Annotated in this window: 17 protein-coding genes; 8 read left to right on the forward strand and 9 right to left on the reverse strand. The window is 73.4% G+C overall.

What is annotated here, in order from left to right:
* The first annotated feature begins 2 nt into the window (after positions 1 to 2).
* The 4 genes from ACF1BN_RS01725 to pssA all read left to right on the forward strand — a co-directional run bounded on the left by ACF1BN_RS01725 (position 3) and on the right by pssA (position 3,429).
* Complete coding sequence (locus ACF1BN_RS01725; protein WP_391077020.1) at positions 3 to 527, forward strand: MaoC/PaaZ C-terminal domain-containing protein; 525 nt, start codon at positions 3 to 5, stop codon at positions 525 to 527.
* Positions 528 to 529: 2 nt separating this feature from the next.
* Positions 530 to 1,735, forward strand: a complete 1,206-nt coding sequence (locus ACF1BN_RS01730) for an acyl-CoA dehydrogenase family protein (RefSeq protein ID WP_392329587.1) — start codon at positions 530 to 532, stop codon at positions 1,733 to 1,735.
* Positions 1,736 to 1,904: 169 nt separating this feature from the next.
* Positions 1,905 to 2,561 (forward strand): phosphatidylserine decarboxylase, encoded by a 657-nt coding sequence (locus tag ACF1BN_RS01735; protein ID WP_376598911.1) that lies wholly within the window; start codon positions 1,905 to 1,907, stop codon positions 2,559 to 2,561.
* Complete coding sequence (pssA, locus tag ACF1BN_RS01740; RefSeq protein ID WP_392329968.1) at positions 2,554 to 3,429, forward strand: CDP-diacylglycerol--serine O-phosphatidyltransferase; 876 nt, start codon at positions 2,554 to 2,556, stop codon at positions 3,427 to 3,429. The genes ACF1BN_RS01735 and pssA overlap by 8 nt, the downstream gene beginning before the upstream one ends.
* 58 nt (positions 3,430 to 3,487) lie before the next feature.
* Here pssA and ACF1BN_RS01745 read toward each other — a convergent pair whose 3' ends face one another.
* Genes ACF1BN_RS01745 through ACF1BN_RS01775 form a run of 7 tightly spaced genes read right to left on the reverse strand, consistent with a single transcriptional unit; the run spans position 3,488 to position 10,580 of the window.
* On the reverse strand, positions 3,488 to 4,477 hold the full coding sequence (locus ACF1BN_RS01745) for a GNAT family N-acetyltransferase (RefSeq protein WP_392329588.1): 990 nt from the start codon (positions 4,475 to 4,477) through the stop codon (positions 3,488 to 3,490).
* Positions 4,478 to 4,531: 54 nt separating this feature from the next.
* The gene (locus tag ACF1BN_RS01750) at positions 4,532 to 5,626 is read right to left on the reverse strand and encodes a winged helix DNA-binding domain-containing protein (RefSeq protein WP_392329589.1); all 1,095 of its coding nucleotides are present in this window, start codon (positions 5,624 to 5,626) and stop codon (positions 4,532 to 4,534) included.
* 60 nt (positions 5,627 to 5,686) lie between these two features.
* Entirely contained in the window at positions 5,687 to 6,955 is a 1,269-nt protein-coding gene (locus tag ACF1BN_RS01755) for an ABC transporter substrate-binding protein (RefSeq protein ID WP_392329590.1), read from the reverse strand.
* Entirely contained in the window at positions 6,952 to 8,019 is a 1,068-nt protein-coding gene (locus tag ACF1BN_RS01760; RefSeq protein ID WP_392329591.1) for a branched-chain amino acid ABC transporter permease, read from the reverse strand. Before ACF1BN_RS01760 ends, ACF1BN_RS01755 begins: the two co-directional genes overlap by 4 nt.
* Complete coding sequence (locus tag ACF1BN_RS01765; protein WP_392329592.1) at positions 8,012 to 8,902, reverse strand: branched-chain amino acid ABC transporter permease; 891 nt, start codon at positions 8,900 to 8,902, stop codon at positions 8,012 to 8,014. The genes ACF1BN_RS01760 and ACF1BN_RS01765 overlap by 8 nt, the downstream gene beginning before the upstream one ends.
* Complete coding sequence (locus tag ACF1BN_RS01770; protein ID WP_392329593.1) at positions 8,899 to 9,801, reverse strand: ABC transporter ATP-binding protein; 903 nt, start codon at positions 9,799 to 9,801, stop codon at positions 8,899 to 8,901. The genes ACF1BN_RS01765 and ACF1BN_RS01770 overlap by 4 nt, the downstream gene beginning before the upstream one ends.
* On the reverse strand, positions 9,798 to 10,580 hold the full coding sequence (locus ACF1BN_RS01775; protein WP_392329969.1) for an ABC transporter ATP-binding protein: 783 nt from the start codon (positions 10,578 to 10,580) through the stop codon (positions 9,798 to 9,800). The genes ACF1BN_RS01770 and ACF1BN_RS01775 overlap by 4 nt, the downstream gene beginning before the upstream one ends.
* A 281-nt stretch (positions 10,581 to 10,861) precedes the next feature.
* Between ACF1BN_RS01775 and ACF1BN_RS01780 the strand changes: the two genes are divergently transcribed.
* Both ACF1BN_RS01780 and ACF1BN_RS01785 read left to right on the forward strand, forming a co-directional pair.
* Positions 10,862 to 12,061 carry a PucR family transcriptional regulator gene (locus ACF1BN_RS01780; RefSeq protein WP_392329594.1) on the forward strand — a complete coding sequence of 400 codons (1,200 nt, stop codon included), beginning with the start codon at positions 10,862 to 10,864 and terminating at the stop codon, positions 12,059 to 12,061.
* Positions 12,062 to 12,215: 154 nt separating this feature from the next.
* Entirely contained in the window at positions 12,216 to 12,806 is a 591-nt protein-coding gene (locus ACF1BN_RS01785) for a hypothetical protein (protein WP_392329595.1), read from the forward strand.
* A 68-nt stretch (positions 12,807 to 12,874) separates the two neighbouring features.
* On the opposite strand, the gene ACF1BN_RS01790 is transcribed toward ACF1BN_RS01785, so the two are convergent.
* Positions 12,875 to 14,026 (reverse strand): glycerate kinase, encoded by a 1,152-nt coding sequence (locus ACF1BN_RS01790; RefSeq protein ID WP_392329596.1) that lies wholly within the window; start codon positions 14,024 to 14,026, stop codon positions 12,875 to 12,877.
* Between the two features lie 112 nt (positions 14,027 to 14,138).
* Here ACF1BN_RS01790 and ACF1BN_RS01795 point away from each other — a divergent pair, with 112 nt between their 5' ends.
* Positions 14,139 to 15,845, forward strand: coding sequence for a BCCT family transporter (locus ACF1BN_RS01795; protein WP_392329597.1), 1,707 nt, complete (start codon positions 14,139 to 14,141; stop codon positions 15,843 to 15,845).
* 206 nt (positions 15,846 to 16,051) lie between these two features.
* Positions 16,052 to 16,546, forward strand: coding sequence for an NUDIX domain-containing protein (locus ACF1BN_RS01800; protein WP_392329598.1), 495 nt, complete (start codon positions 16,052 to 16,054; stop codon positions 16,544 to 16,546).
* A gap of 229 nt (positions 16,547 to 16,775) precedes the next feature.
* Here ACF1BN_RS01800 and ACF1BN_RS01805 read toward each other — a convergent pair whose 3' ends face one another.
* Complete coding sequence (locus tag ACF1BN_RS01805) at positions 16,776 to 16,979, reverse strand: type II toxin-antitoxin system VapB family antitoxin (RefSeq protein ID WP_392329599.1); 204 nt, start codon at positions 16,977 to 16,979, stop codon at positions 16,776 to 16,778.
* Between the last annotated feature and the right edge of the window lie 37 nt (positions 16,980 to 17,016).

Consider the following 17,016-nt stretch of genomic DNA (forward strand, 5'->3'; position numbering starts at 1 on the left):
CCATGCAGTTCGGACGTACCTATGAGGAGTTCGAGGTCGGTGCCGTCTACAAGCACTGGCCCGGGAAGACGGTCACCGAGTACGACGACCACCTCTTCTGCCTCCTCACCATGAACCACCACCCGCTGCACATGGACGTGAACTACGCGGAGAACACGACCGACTTCAAGCGGAACGTGGTGGTCGGCAACTACATCTACTCGCTGCTGCTCGGGATGTCCGTGCCGGACGTCTCCGGCAAGGCCATCGCCAACCTGGAGATCGAGTCGCTGCGGCACGTGGCGCCGACCTTCCACGGCGACACGATCTACGGCGAGACGACGGTCCTCGACAAGACCCCGTCGAGGTCGAAGACCGACCGCGGGATCGTGTACGTCGAGACCAAGGGCTACAAGCAGGACGGCACCCTCGTGTGCGTCTTCCGCCGCAAGGTGATGGTCCCGACCGCCGAGTACATCGACGCGCGCGGCGGCGAGCAGCCGGGCCGCCCCGAGCTCATCGAGCCTTCCAAGAAGCCGGAGAAGTAGCCATGGCGCGACTCGCCCACACCCACGGCCTGACCGATGTCCAGCAGGAGATCCTCGCCACCGTGCGGGACTTCGTCGACAAGGAGATCATCCCGGTCGCGACGGAGCTGGAGCACCGCGACGAGTACCCGCAGCAGATCGTCGACGGGCTCAAGGAGCTCGGCGTCTTCGGTCTGATGATCCCCGAGGAGTACGGGGGCCTGGGCGAGTCGCTGCTCACCTACGCGCTGTGCGTGGAGGAGATCGCCCGCGGCTGGATGTCGGTCTCCGGCATCATCAACACGCACTTCATCGTGGCGTACATGCTGAAGCAGCACGGCACCCAGGAGCAGAAGGAGTACTTCCTCCCGCGGATGGCGGCCGGCGAGACGCGCGGCGCCTTCTCGATGTCGGAGCCGGGTCTCGGCTCGGACGTGTCCGCCATCACCTCGAAGGCGGTCAGGGACGGCGACGAGTACGTCCTCGACGGCCAGAAGATGTGGCTGACCAACGGCGGTACGTCAACGCTGGTCGCCGTTCTCGTCCGAAGTGACGAAGGCCACCCGGAGGGCACCGCGCCCCACCGGTCGATGACGACCTTCCTCGTCGAGAAGGAGCCCGGCTTCGGAGAGGTCCGCCCCGGCCTCACCATCCCCGGCAAGATCGACAAGATGGGCTACAAGGGTGTCGACACCACCGAGCTCATCATGGACAGCCTGCGCATTCCGGCCAATCGGGTCCTCGGCGGTGTCACCGGTCGAGGGTTTTACCAAATGATGGACGGTGTCGAGGTCGGCCGCGTGAACGTGGCGGCCCGTGGTTGCGGCGTCGCTCAGCGTGCCTTCGAGCTCGGTGTGGGGTACGCCCAGCAGCGCCAGACGTTCGGAAAGCCGATCGCCCAGCACCAGGCGATCCAGTTCAAGCTGGCCGAAATGGCTACCAAGGTCGAGGCCGCCCATGCCATGATGGTGAACGCAGCACGCAAAAAGGACTCCGGGGAACGAAACGACCTCGAAGCAGGGATGGCGAAGTACCTCGCCTCCGAGTACTGCAAGGAGGTCGTGGAGGATGCGTTCCGCATTCACGGCGGCTACGGGTTCTCGAAGGAGTACGAGATCGAGCGTCTCTACCGTGAGGCGCCGATGCTGCTCATCGGTGAAGGTACCGCCGAGATCCAGAAAATGATCATTGGCCGCCGACTCCTGGAGGAGTACCGCCTTCAGGGTTGATTGTCGGTTTTGAGTCGATACGGCCGCGAAGAAGATCACACCCCGTGTTCGTCTTCCGGCCGTCGACTCGGTTCCTGGCTTGCCCAGTTGCGCCCCGCAACCGATAGCATCGCCGGAAAGCCGCCGTCCCCCGTTGCCAGCGCGGCATCATCCGCTACGAAGGTCATCCATGCCCCACAGCCCAAACTCTGCACACCGCGACAGCCTCAAGGGCGCACGCATCGCACGCGGAGCATCGCCGTGGCTTCTGCCGACCGTCGCCACGGCGGCGCTCAGCCTCGCGCGCTCCGGCCGCTCGAAGCGCGCCAGGGCAATCGCCGTGCCGACCACCGCGCTCGCGGCCGGCATGCTGTGGTTCTTCCGCGACCCCGAGCGCGAGATCGCTCAGGGCCGGGTCATCTCCCCCGCCGACGGCGTGGTGCAGAGCATCATGCCGTGGAAGGACGGGCGCACCCGGGTCGCCATCTTCATGAGCCCGCTCAACGTGCACGTCAACCGTGCGCCGCTGGCCGGCACGGTGACCTCGGTCGAGCACGTCCCCGGCGGCTTCGTCCCGGCCTTCAACAAGGAGTCCGAGAACAACGAGCGCGTCGTCTGGCACTTCGACACCGAGCTCGGCGACATCGAGATGGTCCAGATCGCGGGTGCCGTGGCGCGGCGCATCGTGCCGTACATCCCGCAGGGGACCAAGGTCGAGCAGGGTGACCGGATCGGCCTGATCCGCTTCGGCTCGCGGGTCGACATCTACCTTCCGGAGGGTGTCGAGGTCGACGTCGAGGTGGGGCAGGTCACGACCGCGGGGGTGACTCGCATTGACCGTGATTGATCCCGACACACGAGCCGCCGACTGGGCCGCCGACTCCGAGTCGGAGGGGGCCGAGGAGGCGGAGGAGATGCCGCTGTCGCTGAGGCTGTCCATAGCGGACGCCCTCACGCTCGGTAACGCCACGTGTGGCTTCATGGCGGTGTACTTCACCACCACGGGCATCCTGATCCCGCACCTCACCGGCAGCACGGAGACGGGCATGGCGCGCAACAGCGCCGCCACCGCCGTGATACTGATGCTGTGCGCGGCGATCTTCGACCTCTTCGACGGCATCGTGGCGCGCAAGCTCCGCAGCTCGCCGATGGGCGCCGAGCTCGACAACCTGTCGGACCTGATCAGCTTCGGTCTGGCCCCGGCGTACTTCGTGCTCGTCTACGGCATGGTCGCGGACGACGCGCAGCAGAAGGTCTCGGCGGTCGCCGCCATCGTGGTGCTGCTCGCGGTGGTGCTGCGCCTCGCGCGGTTCTCCTGCGTGACGATGAAGGACGGCATGTTCCAGGGCATGCCGAGCCCCTTCGGCGCGCTCACGGTGGTCTCGATCATCCTGCTGGAGCTGCCGTTCATCCCGACGCTGCTCGCGATCATCGGCACCGCGTGGCTGATGGTCAGCCGGGTCGAGTACCCCAAGCCGCGGGGCGTCCTCGCGGCGGCCATGCTCAGCTGGATCGTCGGAGCCATGGCCATGCTGGCCGCCTGGGCCTTCGACGCCCCCGGCGGGCAGTTCCTGCTCCAGGCCGGCTGCGCCCTCCAGGTCGTGCTGGGCGCCGTGATCCCCCTCTTCGCGACCGCCCGCCGCGTCAACACCTTCCGCGGCAACCGGCGCGAGAGCCGCGAGGCGCGGCAGGCCGAGGCGGCGCAGCTGCGCTGACCCCCGGCCGTACGGAACGGGTGAAGGGCCCGGAAGCATCCCGCTTCCGGGCCCTTCGTCATGCCGCCAGGAGCTTGTAGTAGAGCGTGGTGGCCCGGAGGGTGCCGTCCGGGTCGGCGGCGTACTCCGGGACGGTGCCGGCCGGGATCCAGCCGGCGCCCCGGTAGAGGCGTTCGGCGGGGCTGTCGGTCCGGGTGTCCAGGACGAGGAGCGTCAGGCCGGTGGCGGCCGCGTGGGCCTCCGCGGAGGCCAGCAGGCGGCGGCCCAGGGCCCGGCCGCGGGCCGCGCGGTGGACGAGGAGGCGGGCTATCTCGCCGCGGTGGCGGCCGTTGGCGGTGTCGGTACGGAGGAGGGTGACCGCTCCGGTGAGGGTTCCGTCCGGTCCGAAGGCCGCCCAGACGTCCCTGGTGCCGGCGGCCCGGGTCCACCACGCCGCCGCCTCGGCGGGGTCCAGGGGCGCGAGGAAGCCGACGGAGGCGCCGTCGTCGACGGCGTCCACGAGGAGCGCGGCGAGGCCGCCCGCGGCGTGGGCGCGGACGGCGTCGGGGGTGAGGCGCTCGACGCGGTCGCCGGGGGCGAGCCGCTTCTCCAGGCAGAGCAGGCCGGGGCGGTCGTCCCAGGAGGCGGCGAGCTCGAAGCCGAGCTTGCGGTAGAGGGCGAGGGGGCCCTCCCGCCACTCCCAGACGGTGAGCCGGACGGACGCGGCGCCGGCCGCGGCGGCCCGGCGCAGCGCCTCGCCCATCAGCGCGCCGGCGAGCCCCCTCCCCCGGGCCTCCGGCTCGACCCAGACCCGCTTGACCTCGGGCACGGGACCGGCCTTCAGGACGAGGCAGCCGGCGGCCAGGCCGGTCTCCGGGGCGACGGCGAGCAGGACGGTGTCGGCGGCGAAGGCGGTGACGGGGTCCTCGGCCTCGGCCCGGCGGGCGGCCGGCAGATCGGCCGGGCCGGTCACGGCGGCGCCCTTCTCGGCCTCGGTGGCGAGGTGGTAGGCGGTGAGCAGGGCGGGCAGGCCGGGGTGGGCGGCGTTCTCCTCGATGAGCACGTTCATGATCCGAGCATCACACCGGGAGGTTTCCGGGAGGTGACGGCAGGTGCCGGGGGGTCAGGGCGCGGCCACCCGGACGCCGTCGCTCGCGCCGTCGGTGAGGAACGCGGCCAGGGCGCCGCCCTCCTCGGTGACCGCGGCGCGTTCGGTCCGGGAGAGGGCGCGGAGCGGGGCGACGGCGAGGACGCCCTCGTCCAGGGTCCAGGTGGCCGAGACCCGGCCGTCGACCAGCAGGACGCGCTCGCCGGCGACGGAGAGCAGACGGTGGGCGTCGTCGATGATCCGGCCGCGGTCCTGGTAGCCGAGGATCGCGTTGTCGAAGGCGGGGAGGAAGCGGACGGGGGCGGGGGTGTCCGGGTCCGGGCGGGGCGCGTCGGGGAGGTCGAGGAGTTCGCGGCCCCGCTCGTCGCGGAAGGAGACGAGCTCGTCCCGGACGGCCTTGACGGCGGCGGGCAGCCCGGTGAGGCCGCACCAGGCGCGCAGGTCGCCGGAGGTGGCGGGGCCGTGGGCGGCGAGGTAGCGCCGGACCAGGGTCTGTCCGACGGGGTCGGCGGCGTCCTCGGGGAGCGGCGGGACCTCGCGGCCCAGCCAGCCGGCGAGGGTCTGGTTGCGGACGCCGGCCCGGGCGCCCCACAGGCCGCGCGGGGGCAGCTGGACCATCGGGATCACACCGGCGACGAGCAGTTCGCCGAGGGCGCGGCGGGGCGGGCCGGGCCAGCGGTCGGCGACCGCCTCGACGAGTTCGGCCATGGTGCGGGGCTCTCCGTCGGCCATCACCGCGCGGCCGGCGACGGCGAGCTCCACCGGGTCGACCCCGGCGAGTTCGGCCTTGTAGGTGGTGAGGACGCGGCTCTGGAGCATGGAGTCGTGGCGGGCCCGCCAGGCGAGGGCGTCGTCGGCGGTGACGAGGTGGACGGTGCGGCGCATCAGGTGGGTGCGGACAACCTCGCGGCCGGTCAGGAGGGCGTCCAGGGTGCCGGTGCGGAAGTCGCGGACCCGCGACCAGAGGCCGGTGAAGGGTTCCTGCGGTTCCTGCGCCTGGAGCCCGCACAGGTGGGCGACGACGTCGAGGGCCGGGGCGTCGGTGCGGTCGAGGAGGTGCTGGCGGGCGAGGGCGGCGCGGTTGAGGGCGCGGGCGTCGAGGACGGTCATGCCGTCACGCTCCCACGGAAAGAGGACACTCCCTGTCCTCTTTCCGTGGGAGTCGCGTGGTCAGAAGGTGTAGCTCTCGGCCGCCTCGGAGACGAAGGGCTGCCGGACCGTGCGCATGCCGCCGGGGGCCTTCTTGTCGGGCTGGATGATGACGGACTGGCGGGACGACGGGGACTTCGGGTCGCTGAAGTCGTGGGTCATGCCGAAGCCGGGGTCGTGGGCGCTGAGGATCAGGAGCGCCTTGGCGAGGCCCTCACGGGTGAGGTCCTCGTGCTCGCACGCCTTCCTCAGGATCTCTCCGAAGGCCGTGGCGGCGGTCCAGCCGGCGACGACGCCGTTGTCGAGGCCGTCGTCGGGGTAGGCGGCGGCGTAGTCGGCGGCGAGCTTCTTGGCGGCCGGGGTGTCGGCGCCGATCGGGAGGCTCGGGGAGGCGAACCAGTACATCTGCTCCAGGGCCGGTCCCGCCTGGGTGCCGAGGAGCTGCGGGGCGAAGGCGGAGTTGTTGCCGACGACGGGGATGCGGAGGCCGGTGGCGGCGGCCACGCCGACCAGGGAGGCGGCCTGGCGCGGTCCCGCGCTGATCAGGACCGCCTTCACCCCGGCCTGCTTGAGCGCGGCGACCTGCGCGGACATGTCGTTGTCGGTGGGCTTGATCTTCTGCTCGACGACGGTCAGGCCGGCCTGCTCGGCGGCGTACTTGGAGCCCTTGAGGGCGTTCTCGCCGTAGTCGCCCTCGAAGTAGACGTGGCCGAGCTTGTCGCCCTTCTTGAGGCCCTTCTCGGTGACGAGGAAGTCGACCGCGTTGATCGTCTCGACGTCGTAGGTGGAGCCGAGGACGCGGATGTACGGGGAGCCGAGGAGGGAGGCCGACCACGCCTGGGGCATGACCAGGCCCTTGTCCTGGCCGTCGACGCGCTGCTTGACGGCGGCGACGAACGGGGAGCCGATGAACTGGGGGTAGCCGACGACCTTGGGCTCCAGCTCGGTGTAGGCGGCGAGCGCCTTCTGCGGGTCGTAGCCGTGGTCGCGGACGGTGAGCTCCAGCTTCCGGCCGCAGATGCCGCCGGCGGCGTTGGCCTGCTTCACCCACAGCTGCTGGGCCTGGGTGACGCTCTTGCCGAGAGTGGCGTACACGCCGGTCATGTCGGTGAGCGCGCCGAGCGCGATCGTCGTGTCGGTGACGCCCTCCCCCATCTTGACCCCGCCGGCTCCGGTCTCCTTGCCGTCTCCGGTCTTCGCCTTGGAGCTGCATCCGGCGGCGGTGAGCGCGACCAGCGTCGCGAGCGCCGCGGCGAGGCCCCGCACGGCCGCCTGTCGTCTGTGCTTCATCGAGTCTCCCCTGAGGGTCGGTGGATCGGGGTTCGCGCGACGAGCCTCGCGAGGCCGCCGGGCAGGAAGAGGACGACGCCGACGACGGCGGCGCCGTAGAGGTAGCGGGCGGCCTCGCCGGGGGCGATGCCGCCGGTGCCGGGCGCGGAGACCAGCGGCAGGGCTTCGGCGTACCGGTTGAGCACCTGCGGGAGCAGGGCGACGAAGACGCCGCCGGCGACGGCTCCGGCGACGGAGCCGAGTCCCCCGATGACGATCATCGCCAGGTACTCCAGGGAGAGCGCCATGCCGAAGTACTCGGGCACGGTCCGCTGGAAGACCAGGGCCAGCAGGACGCCGGCGAGCCCCGCGTACATGGAGGAGAGGACGAAGACGGCGGCCCGGTGCCGGGCGACCGGGATGCCCATGACGCCGGCGGCGATCCGGTGGTCGCGGATGGCGTTCATGGCGCGCCCGGGGCGGCCCCGGAGCACCCCGCGGGCGAACAGCACCCCGCCGGCGAGCAGGGCGAGGCCCAGGTACCAGAGCTTCTCCACCGCCCCGAAGGGGACCTGGGCGACGAGGAGTTCGGTGTCGTCGAAGGTGAGGCCGAAGAGGTTCAGCGGGGGGACGGCCCGGCCGTTGTAGCCGCCGGTGAGGTCGTGGGCGTTGAAGAGGACGTGCTGGCCGATGAAGATCAGCGCGAGGGTGGCGATGCCGAGGTACGCGCCGTGCAGCCGGCCCGCGATGGGACTGAACACCCCGCCGGCCAGGCCCGCGAGGCCGACGGCGAGGACGGCGGCGAGCCAGCCCGGCAGGCCGAGGCCGCTGAGGCCGTCGCCACCGTCGCCGGCGAGGGCGCAGTAGCCGTAGGCGCCGACGGCGAGGAAGAAGGCGTGGCCCATGGAGAGCTGGCCGGTGGCGCCGGTGAGCAGGTTGATGCCGATGGCGCCGATGGCGGCGGCGATGGCGAAGAGCCCGGCCTGGAGCCAGAACCGCTCCAGGTAGAAGGGGAGGGCGAGGAGGACGAGGCCGGCGGCGGCGTACCCGTACGCCTTCGCGGGGATCCCGGTGCGCTCAGACACGGGCGAGCTCCTTCGTGCCGAAGAGGCCGGCCGGGCGGATCAGCAGCACCGCGACCATCACCAGGTACGGGGCGAGGTCGCCGATCCCGCGTCCGAGGAAGGCCAGGTCGGACTGGTAGCCGGTGGCGAGGGACTCGACGACGCCGACGATCAGTCCGCCGACCAGCGCGCCGGTGGTGGAGTCGAGGCCGCCGAGGATCGCGGCGGGGAACGCCTTGAGTGCGGCGAGCGAGGTGCCGCGTTCCAGGCCGGGGGTGGGGAAGACGGTGAGGAAGAGCGCGGCGACCGCGGCGAGCGCTCCGGCGACCGCCCAGGCGCCGAGCGAGACCCGGCCGAGGCGGACGCCCATCAGCGCGGCGGTCTCCTGGCTCTCGGCGGCGGCCCGCATGGCGACGCCCCAGGAGGTGTGCCGGAAGGCCAGGAGGAAGGCGGTGATGAGGAGGGCGGCGGCGAGCAGGGCGGCGATCCGGGTCTCGGCGATCGTCACCGGGCCGAGGGTGACGACCGCGTCGCCCCACGGGTCGCCGAGGGCGAGGATGTCGGTGCCGATCCGGCGGGTCAGCTCGGTGGCGAGGAGGATGTCGACGCCGATGGTGACGATGGCGAGGACGCTGTGGTCGCCTCCCCGGTGGCGGCGCATGACGAAGAACTCGACGGCGGCGCCGACCACGGCCGCCCCCGCGATCCCGGCGGCCAGCGCGGGCCAGAACCCGAGGGGTTCGTGGAGGACGGCGACGAGGTAGCCGCCGGCCAGGAGCAGTGAGGCGTGGGCGAAGTTGACGACCTCCGTGGCGCGGAAGATGACGACGAAGCCGAGGGCGATGAGGGCGTAGACGGAGCCCAGGGAGAGCCCGTTGATGAGGAACTCGGCGAAGGTGCTCACGCGGCGGTCTCCTCTCCGATGTAGGCGCGGACGACCGCCGGGTCGTTCTGGACGTCGGCGGGGCTGCCGTCGGCGATCCGGCGGCCGAATTCGAGGACGGTGACGGAGTCGGCGAGCCGCATCACGAGGCCCATGTCGTGCTCGACGAGCAGGACGGAGATCCCGAGGCCGTCGCGGACGCCGGCGATGACGGCGGCGGTGCGGCGGCGTTCGTCGGCGGTCATGCCGGCGACCGGTTCGTCGAGGAGCAGCAGGGTGGGCTCCATGCAGAGGGCGCGGGCCAGTTCGGCGAGCTTCTGCTGCCCGTACGGGAGCGAGCCCGCGGGTTTCGCCAGCTGGTCGCCGAGGCCGACGAAGTCCGCGATCTCCCGGACGCGGGCCCGGTGCCGGGCCTCCTCGCGGGCGGCGGACCGCAGCCGGAGCCCGGCGGCGAGGAAGCCGGTGCGGGTGAGCCGGTGGCGGCCGAGCATGAGGCTGTCCTCGACGGTCGCGCGCGGCGGGAGGGCCAGGTTCTGGAAGATCCGGCCGACGCCGAGGTCGGCGATCCGGTGCGGCGGCAGGGCGGTCAGCTCGTGCTCGCCGAGCCGTACGGAGCCCGAGGTCGCCCGGTACACCCCGGAGAGCACGTTGAAGCAGGTGGACTTCCCGGCGCCGTTGGGCCCAATGAGGGCGTGCACGGTCCCGGGACGCACGGTGAAGTCGACGCCGTCGAGGGCGGTGAGTCCGGCGAAGCGGACGGTGAGGCCGGTGACGGTGAGGACGGGCACGTCGGGGCGCGCGGTCCCCGCCGCGGGGGCGGGGCCGGCCGCGGGCGCGTCCGCGTCACCGGGGGTGCGCGGCGCGGGCACGCCGGGGTCGTCGGCGCCGGGGGTGCCGTCCGGCGGTGGGGCGGTGCTCATCGGTTCTCCTTGCGGCGCGGGGCGCGGGCGGGGACCCGGGCCTCTGCGTCCCAGCGGGACAGGACGGGGTGGGCGGCCTCGGCCCGGGCGGCGTCCTCGGCGGCCTCCGCGTCCACGACGCCCAGATAGCGGCGGCGGACCTCGTCCGAGGCGGCCAGCTCCTCCGCCGGACCGGAGAGGGCGACCTCGCCGACCTCCAGGACGTACGCGTGCGTGGCGAGCTTCAGCGCGAGCGCCGCGTTCTGCTCGACGAGCAGCACCGCCGTGCCCTGCGCGTTGATCTCCCGGACCGCCTCCGCGATCCGGGCGGCCATCAGCGGGGCGAGCCCGAGCGAGGGCTCGTCGAGGAGCAGCAGCTCGGGGGCGGCCATCAGGGCCCGGCCGACGGCGAGCATCTGCTGCTCGCCGCCGGAGAGGAGTCCCGCGGGCTGCCGGGACCGCTCCGCGAGGACGGGGAACAGTTCGTGGACCCGGCGCAGGGCCGCGGCCTTCGCGGCGCGGTCGCCGCGCCGGGCGAGCCCGCCGGCCCGCAGGTTGTCCTCGACCGACATCCGGGCGAAGACCTGCCGGCCCTCGGGGACCTGGCAGACGCCGGCGGCCACGACCCGGTCGGGCGGCAGCCCGTCGAGCGGCCGGCCGGCCGCGGTGACCGTGCCGGAGACCACGGCCCCGCCGTGGAAGCGCAGTGTGCGCGAGACCGCCCTCAGCAGTGTGGACTTGCCGGCGCCGTTGCCGCCCAGGACGGTGACGACGGCGCCCGCGGGCACGGTCAGCGACACGCGCCGCAGCGCGTGCACCGGTCCGTATCCCGCCGTCAGATCCGTCACCGTCAGGGCGGGTGCGGTACCTCCCATGACTCCCCTTCCGGGCCGCCTTGTTACTCGGCCGTGTTACTCGGCCGTTCGGTGGCGCTCACCCCAGCACCGCGCCCGACCGCCCGTCCACGCCCCGCTCCACAAACGCTGCCGGTGACCAGCGGGGCCGCCGGAGGGCTGTGCATGCGCACAACGCTGCGCGTCAGGGCGTTGCCGTGGGGCGCGCGGCGGTGGATGCTCCCGCCATGGGACGGCGCAGACGGCGGACCGGTGACGACTGGAAGGCGCTCGCACGGGCGTGCACAGCGCTTCTGGAGCGGGTGCCGGAGCTGGTGGACGAGCATCTGACGGAGCTGCACGCGTACGAGCCCGCCTACGGGCGGATCGTGCCCTACGACCAGCACTGGCAGGAGGCGCACGAGGCGATGCGGATCGGGATCGAGATGATCTCGGCACCCCGGCACTCGCCCCGGCGGGACCTGGAGCACGCGGAGCTGCTGGGGCGGCGGCGGGCCGAGCAGGGCATGCCGCTGGAGCTGGTGGTGCACGCGTACCGGCACGCCGGGCATCTGGTGTGGGAGGCGCTGATCGAGGGCGCGGGCCCGGACGCGGCGCAGCTCGCGGCGCTGATGCAGTCGGCGACGACGGTCTGGTCGGCGGTGGACGCGCAGGCGGACCGCGCCTCGGAGGCGTACCGGGCGACCGAGGCGGAGCTGCGGCGGCGTACGGACGAACAGCTCCAGGCGCTGGTCGACGCCCTGCTCGGGGGTCAGCGGGCGCCGGAGCTGGTGGCGCGGGCGGCGGCCGGCCTGGACCTGCCGGAGCAGGGGCGGTACGCGGTGGTGGTGCTGCGTCCTGACCGGCGGGAGGAGCGGGAGCCGTTCCACCGCCAGGTGCGGGGCGAGGGCCTGCGGTTCCTGTGGCGGATGCGGGCCGACTGCGAGATCGGGGTGGTGGCACTGGCCGAGGGGACGGGCCTGGACGCGCTGGCGCAGCTCCTCGACGGGCGGTGCCCGGGCCCCGGCGGCATCAGCCCCGTCGTCACGGGTCTCACCGAGCTGGGCCGTGCGCGCCGCCTCGCCGAGCTCGCCCTCCGCACCTGCCCGCCCGGCACCCGCCAGGTGGTCCGCCTGGACCGGAGGATGGCGGGCGCGCTGATCGTGGGCCGGCCGGACCTGGCCGAGATCCTCGTCACCGACGTCCTCGGCGCCCTGCTCGAACTGGATCCGGCGGACCGCGCGGTGCTCCTGGAGACGCTGGACGCCTGGATCGACTGCGAGGGGTCGGCGGGCCGTGCGGCCGGCCGTCTCTACTGCCACCGCAACACGGTCTTCAACCGGCTCCGGCGCCTGGAGCAGCTGACCTCCCGGTCGCTGTCCCGTCCGCGGGACCTCACGGAGATGACCTTGGCCCTGGACGCCTTCCGGCTGACGTCGCCGGGGTGACGGGGCGGTGTGGCAGGGCGACGGGGCGGGGTGCCGGGGTGACTGGCGAAAGGGGCGACGCGGCACGGGGCGGGGGGCGTGCGGGGTGCCGGGGTGACGGGCGAAAGGGGCGACGCGGCACGGGGCGGGCTGGCAGGATGTGACGATGACGATCATGACGAACACACGCACCACCCGGCCGCCGGCCCTCGGGCCCGCGCTCATCGCGGTCGGGGTGCTGGCGCCGATGGCCCAGCTGGTGGGGTCTCTGGTGGCGGAGTCCACCCGGTACGTCGTGCTGCTCGACGCGTTCGCGGCGGCCTGGCCCTACTGGCTGGCGCTGTTCGTGCTGGGCGGCGCGGGCGTGCTGCGGACCGGTGCGCCGCGCAGGGTGCGGCGGTCGGTGGCGACCGTGTGCGCGGCGGGGGCCGTGCTCGTGGTGTTCTTCCGGCTGGTGCTGTTCGACGTCTTCAGCGCCGGCTGGGAGGAGACCGAGCGGATACCGGCACCGGGCGGCGTGGAGCGCACCGTGCGGGTGGAGCAGGGCTCGGCGATGATTGACCCGCTGTGGCGGGTGTCGGTGGTCGAGGGGTCGGGTCTCACCGCCCGGAGCCATCCGGTGGCGTCGTACGGCGAGACCACGGGGTTCCACGCGGTCGCCTGGGACGGCCCGGACGCCCTCCTGGTCACCGACACCGACGGCACGACGAGGATCACCCTGGACCCCGCCACCGGCACACCGCACCGGACCGTCGGGACGGACTGACGGCTGACGGACACCGTCGCAACGGACCGACGGCGGCCGGGCGCCCGCAGCGCCCGGCCCTCGTACCGCTACGCCAGGAAGTCCCGGGCGATGTGGGAGGCGACCTCCTCCAGGAGGGGGCCGGCGTTCGGGATGGACTTGGCCGGGTCGGGCTCCAGGGCCGAGAGCGGGTAGGCGCGGCGGATGCCGGCCGCGCCGAGCGTCTCGGGCGGGAGGGCCAGGCGGCCGCAGACCGCGACGACCTCCTTGCCGGCGGCGCGGGCGGCCGCGGCGACGCCCGCCGGGGCCTTGCCGTGGAGGGTCTGCTCGTCCAGGGAGCCCTCGCCGGTGATGACGAGGGTGGCGCGCTCCAGGGCCGGGGCGAAGCCCAGCACCTCCAGCATCAGCTCGATGCCGGGACGGAAGCTCGCGCCGAGGAGGAGGGCGCCGTAGCCGATGCCGCCCGCACCGCCCGCGCCGGGCGAGGCGGCGAGCTCGGCGGCCTTCGGGCCGATCGCCTTCTCCAGGACCTGCGCGAAGTGGGCGAGCGCCGCGTCCAGCGTCTCGACGTCCTCCGGCGTGGCGCCCTTCTGCGGGCCGTAGACCGCCGGCGCGCCCTTGGGGCCGGTCAGCGGGTTGTCGACGTCGCTGGCGAGGATGAACTCGACCTCGGCGAAGCGCGGGTCCAGGTCGGAGAGGTCGGCGGAGGCCAGCTCGGCCAGGGCCGCGCCGCCGGGGCCGACGGGCTCGCCGGCCGCGTCGAGGAAGCGGGCGCCGAGCGCGGCGAGCATGCCCGCGCCGCCGTCCGTGGTGGCGCTGCCGCCCACGCCGAAGACGATCGTGGTGGCGCCGGCGTCGAGCGCGGCCCGGAGCAGTTCGCCGGAGCCGTACGTCGTGGCGGTCAGCGCGGCGAACGTACCGGCCGGGAGGAGCTGGAGGCCGGACGCCTCCGCCATCTCGACGACCGCCGTGGTGCCGCGCAGCGCGAACGCGGCGGTGACCGGTGTGCCGACGGGCCCCGCGACCTCCACCTCTCGTCGCTCGAACCCGGCCGCGACGGCCGCCGCGACCGTGCCGTCGCCGCCGTCGGCGACGGGCAGGGCCTCGACCGAGAGGTCGGGGACGACCTTCCGGAGTCCCGCCGTGACCCGCTCCGCGACCTGTACGGCCGTGAGCGAGCCCTTGAACTTGTCGGCCGCCACGAGCACGTGAGCGACCTGAGTTGCTGCTCCGTCCGTCACCTTGCATCCCTTGCTTTCGAACAGGCAGTCGCGCCAGGGCCGACCCTATCCGTACGGCCAGACGGCGTGCCACCCCCGGATACGACGAAATGTCCGACCATAGTGGGCTCACATGAGCACGGATATGAACGACGGGACCCTTCCGGATCACGTACCGGAACGGCACGCGCCCGACGCGAGGGTCATCGGGATCGGGGTGGCCGCGGTCGTCGCGGTCGTCGGCTGGGCCGCGCTGGGCAAGGAGTCCTTCGACAGCGCCTCCTCCGCGGCCCTCTCCTGGGTGCTGAACAACTTCGCCTGGCTGTTCGTGATCGCCGCCGACACCTTCCTGGTGCTCTGCGTGGTGCTCGCCCTGAGCCGGTTCGGCCGGATCCGGCTGGGCGCGGACGACTCGGAGCCGGAGTTCACCAACCTGGCGTGGATCGCGATGATGTTCAGCGCCGGCATGGGCATCGGCCTCATGTTCTACGGCGTCGGCGAGCCGCTCCAGCACTTCCTGGACCCGCCGCCGGGCGGTGGTCCGGCGGGGACGGGCGCGGCGGCGCGGACGGCGATGGAGTACTCGTTCTTCCACTGGACGCTGACCCCGTGGGCGATCTACGGCATCGCCGGGCTCGCGCTCGCGTACGCGGGCTTCCGCAAGGGCCGCGGCAACCGGCTGAGCAGCGCCTTCGTGCCGCTCCTCGGCGCCCGCCGGGCGGCGTCCTGGCAGGGCAGGGCGATCGACCTGCTCGCGGTGTTCGCGACCGTCTTCGGCACGGCGACCAGCCTGGGCCTGGGCGCGCTCCAGGTGTCCGAGGGCCTGGACCTCACGATGGGCGTCGAGGACTCCACCGCCACCCAGCTGATCATCATCGCCTCGCTGTCGGCCGCCTTCGTCCTGTCGGCCTTCTCCGGGCTGCACAAGGGCGTGAAGTGGCTGTCGACGCTGAACATCGTGCTCGCCGGCTGCCTGGCGCTCTTCGTCTTCCTGCTCGGCCCGACCGTCTACGTCCTGGACACGATCCCGGCCTCGGTCGGCGGCTACCTGCACCAGCTGCTGCCGATGGCGAGCCGGACCGGTGCCTTCACCGACCGCGACTGGCTGGGCGCCTGGACGATCTTCTACTGGGCGTGGTGGCTGTCCTGGGCGCCGTTCGTCGGCACCTTCATCGCGCGGATCTCACGCGGCCGGACCATCCGCGAGTTCCTGGTGGGCGTGCTGCTCGTGCCGTCTGGCGCGACGGTGGTCTGGTTCTGCGTGATGGGCGGCACGGCGATCCGGCTGGAGTCCACCGGCGAGGCCGATCTGGCGACGGCGGTGAAGGACGGGGCGGAGGCGTCGCTCTTCGCGATGCTGGAGGCGCTGCCGCTGGGGACGGTCACCTCGGTCGTCGCGATGCTGCTGGTGATGACGTACTTCGTCACCAGCGCCGACTCGGCCTCCCTCGTCATGGGCTCGCTGACCAGCCGGGGCTCGCTGCACCCGCCGACGTGGCTGGTGGTGACCTGGGGCGTGCTGATGGCGGCGGTCGCGGCGGTGCTGCTGGTGGCGGGCGGGCTGAACTCGCTCCAGACGGCGACGATCCTGGTGGCGCTGCCGTTCGTGGTGGTCATGCTGGTGCTCTGCTGGGCTCTGGTGAAGGAGCTGCGGGAGGACCCGGGCGCGGGCCCGGCCCGTCACCACGCCCTGCACGGGATGCGGGACGCGGTGCGCGCGCTGGTCGGCGAGGCGATGACCGAGCAGGGCGGCGGCCCCCGGCACCACCGCCTCCACCGCGCGGCCCGCTCCCGCGCGGACACGCGGGGCGGCGAGCCGCCGAAGGACGACGGGGCCTGACGGACGCCCCCGGGGCGCGCCGGACCCGGACACCGGCGGGGAGCGGCGGCCGGACCCACGGCCCGGGTGCCGCCCGGGGCGGCGGCGATCCCGCCGCGGTGCTCGTGGCCGCCGCGCGAACGGGTGGGAGGCGCGGTGTACGGCTTCGGCGGCGCCGGAGTCCGCGCACCCGACGAGCGGATTCCGTGCTTGGCTACGCTTCCCCCGTGACCACCACCGATTACGCCACGTACATCGCCGGCCTCCCGCGCGTCCTCGCCGGGGCCGCCGCGCTCTTCCGGGACGCCGGGGGGCGGATCCTGATCGTCGAGCCGAACTACCGCGAGGGCTGGGTGCTGCCGGGCGGGACGGTCGAGTCCGACACGGGCGAGACGCCCCGGCAGGGTGCGCGCCGGGAGACCGCCGAGGAGATCGGCCTGGACGTGCCGCTGGGCCCGCTGCTCGTGGTGGACTGGGTGCAGAGCCCGGTCCGGCCGCCGATCGTGGCGTACCTGTACGACGGCGGAGTGCTGGACGAGGGGCGCCTCGCGGAGATCCGGCTCCAGGAGGAGGAGTTGCTCTCCTGGAAGCTGATCGAGCGGTCCGAGGTGCCGGCGTACCTGCCCGCCGGCCTGAGCCTGCGGGTGCTGGCCGCGCTGGACGTGCTGGACGGCGGCCGGGGCCCGGCCGAGCTGGAGAACGGCCTGCCGGCGGCCGGCTGACCGCCGCCCCCGCGCGATCGGCGCGAGGCTCCGCGCGATCCGCGCCGGGGCCCGGCCGCTCGGCGCGGAGGCCGCTGCCGGTCTGGGCGAGGGCCGGAGCCGGCCCGCGCGGGAGCCCAGGCGGCTTGCGCGGAAGCCGCTGCCGGTCTGCGCGGGAGCCCAGGCGGCTTGCGCGTAGGCCCGCGCGGGGGCCGGTGCCGGTCCCGTGGTTTCCGGCGGGACCGGGCGGTCAGCCCTGCGGGGGCTCCGGCGGCAGCATGTCGCCGGTGCGGTTCGCCTCGTCGCGGGAGGCGGTCCTGGCCTCCGTGCGGTGCCCGCGCGCGATGTAGTCGCGGACGACCGCCTCGACGGCGTCCTGGGGGCTGCCGGCGCCCGCCAGGACCATGACTTCCACGACGAGTTCGGCGTCGAGCGCGATGTTCACCTTGGCCATGGACGGGAACCTAACACCGGGAAACCCGCTCGCGGGA

The sequence above is a fragment of the Streptomyces sp. NPDC014861 genome, from assembly GCF_043081625.1.
Classification (GTDB): domain Bacteria; phylum Actinomycetota; class Actinomycetes; order Streptomycetales; family Streptomycetaceae; genus Streptomyces.

Excerpts from the sequence above, each read along its gene's own strand:
- ACF1BN_RS01725 (WP_391077020.1), top strand. The coding sequence starts at position 3 with ATGCAGTTCGGACGTACCTATGAGGAGTTCGAGGTCGGTGCCGTCTAC.
- ACF1BN_RS01730 (WP_392329587.1), top strand. The coding sequence starts at position 530 with ATGGCGCGACTCGCCCACACCCACGGCCTGACCGATGTCCAGCAGGAG.
- ACF1BN_RS01735 (WP_376598911.1), top strand. The coding sequence starts at position 1,905 with ATGCCCCACAGCCCAAACTCTGCACACCGCGACAGCCTCAAGGGCGCA.
- ACF1BN_RS01745 (WP_392329588.1), bottom strand. The coding sequence starts at position 4,477 with ATGAACGTGCTCATCGAGGAGAACGCCGCCCACCCCGGCCTGCCCGCC.
- ACF1BN_RS01750 (WP_392329589.1), bottom strand. The coding sequence starts at position 5,626 with ATGACCGTCCTCGACGCCCGCGCCCTCAACCGCGCCGCCCTCGCCCGC.
- ACF1BN_RS01755 (WP_392329590.1), bottom strand. The coding sequence starts at position 6,955 with ATGAAGCACAGACGACAGGCGGCCGTGCGGGGCCTCGCCGCGGCGCTC.
- ACF1BN_RS01770 (WP_392329593.1), bottom strand. The coding sequence starts at position 9,801 with ATGAGCACCGCCCCACCGCCGGACGGCACCCCCGGCGCCGACGACCCC.
- ACF1BN_RS01780 (WP_392329594.1), top strand. The coding sequence starts at position 10,862 with ATGGGACGGCGCAGACGGCGGACCGGTGACGACTGGAAGGCGCTCGCA.
- ACF1BN_RS01785 (WP_392329595.1), top strand. The coding sequence starts at position 12,216 with ATGACGAACACACGCACCACCCGGCCGCCGGCCCTCGGGCCCGCGCTC.
- ACF1BN_RS01795 (WP_392329597.1), top strand. The coding sequence starts at position 14,139 with ATGAGCACGGATATGAACGACGGGACCCTTCCGGATCACGTACCGGAA.
- ACF1BN_RS01805 (WP_392329599.1), bottom strand. The coding sequence starts at position 16,979 with ATGGCCAAGGTGAACATCGCGCTCGACGCCGAACTCGTCGTGGAAGTC.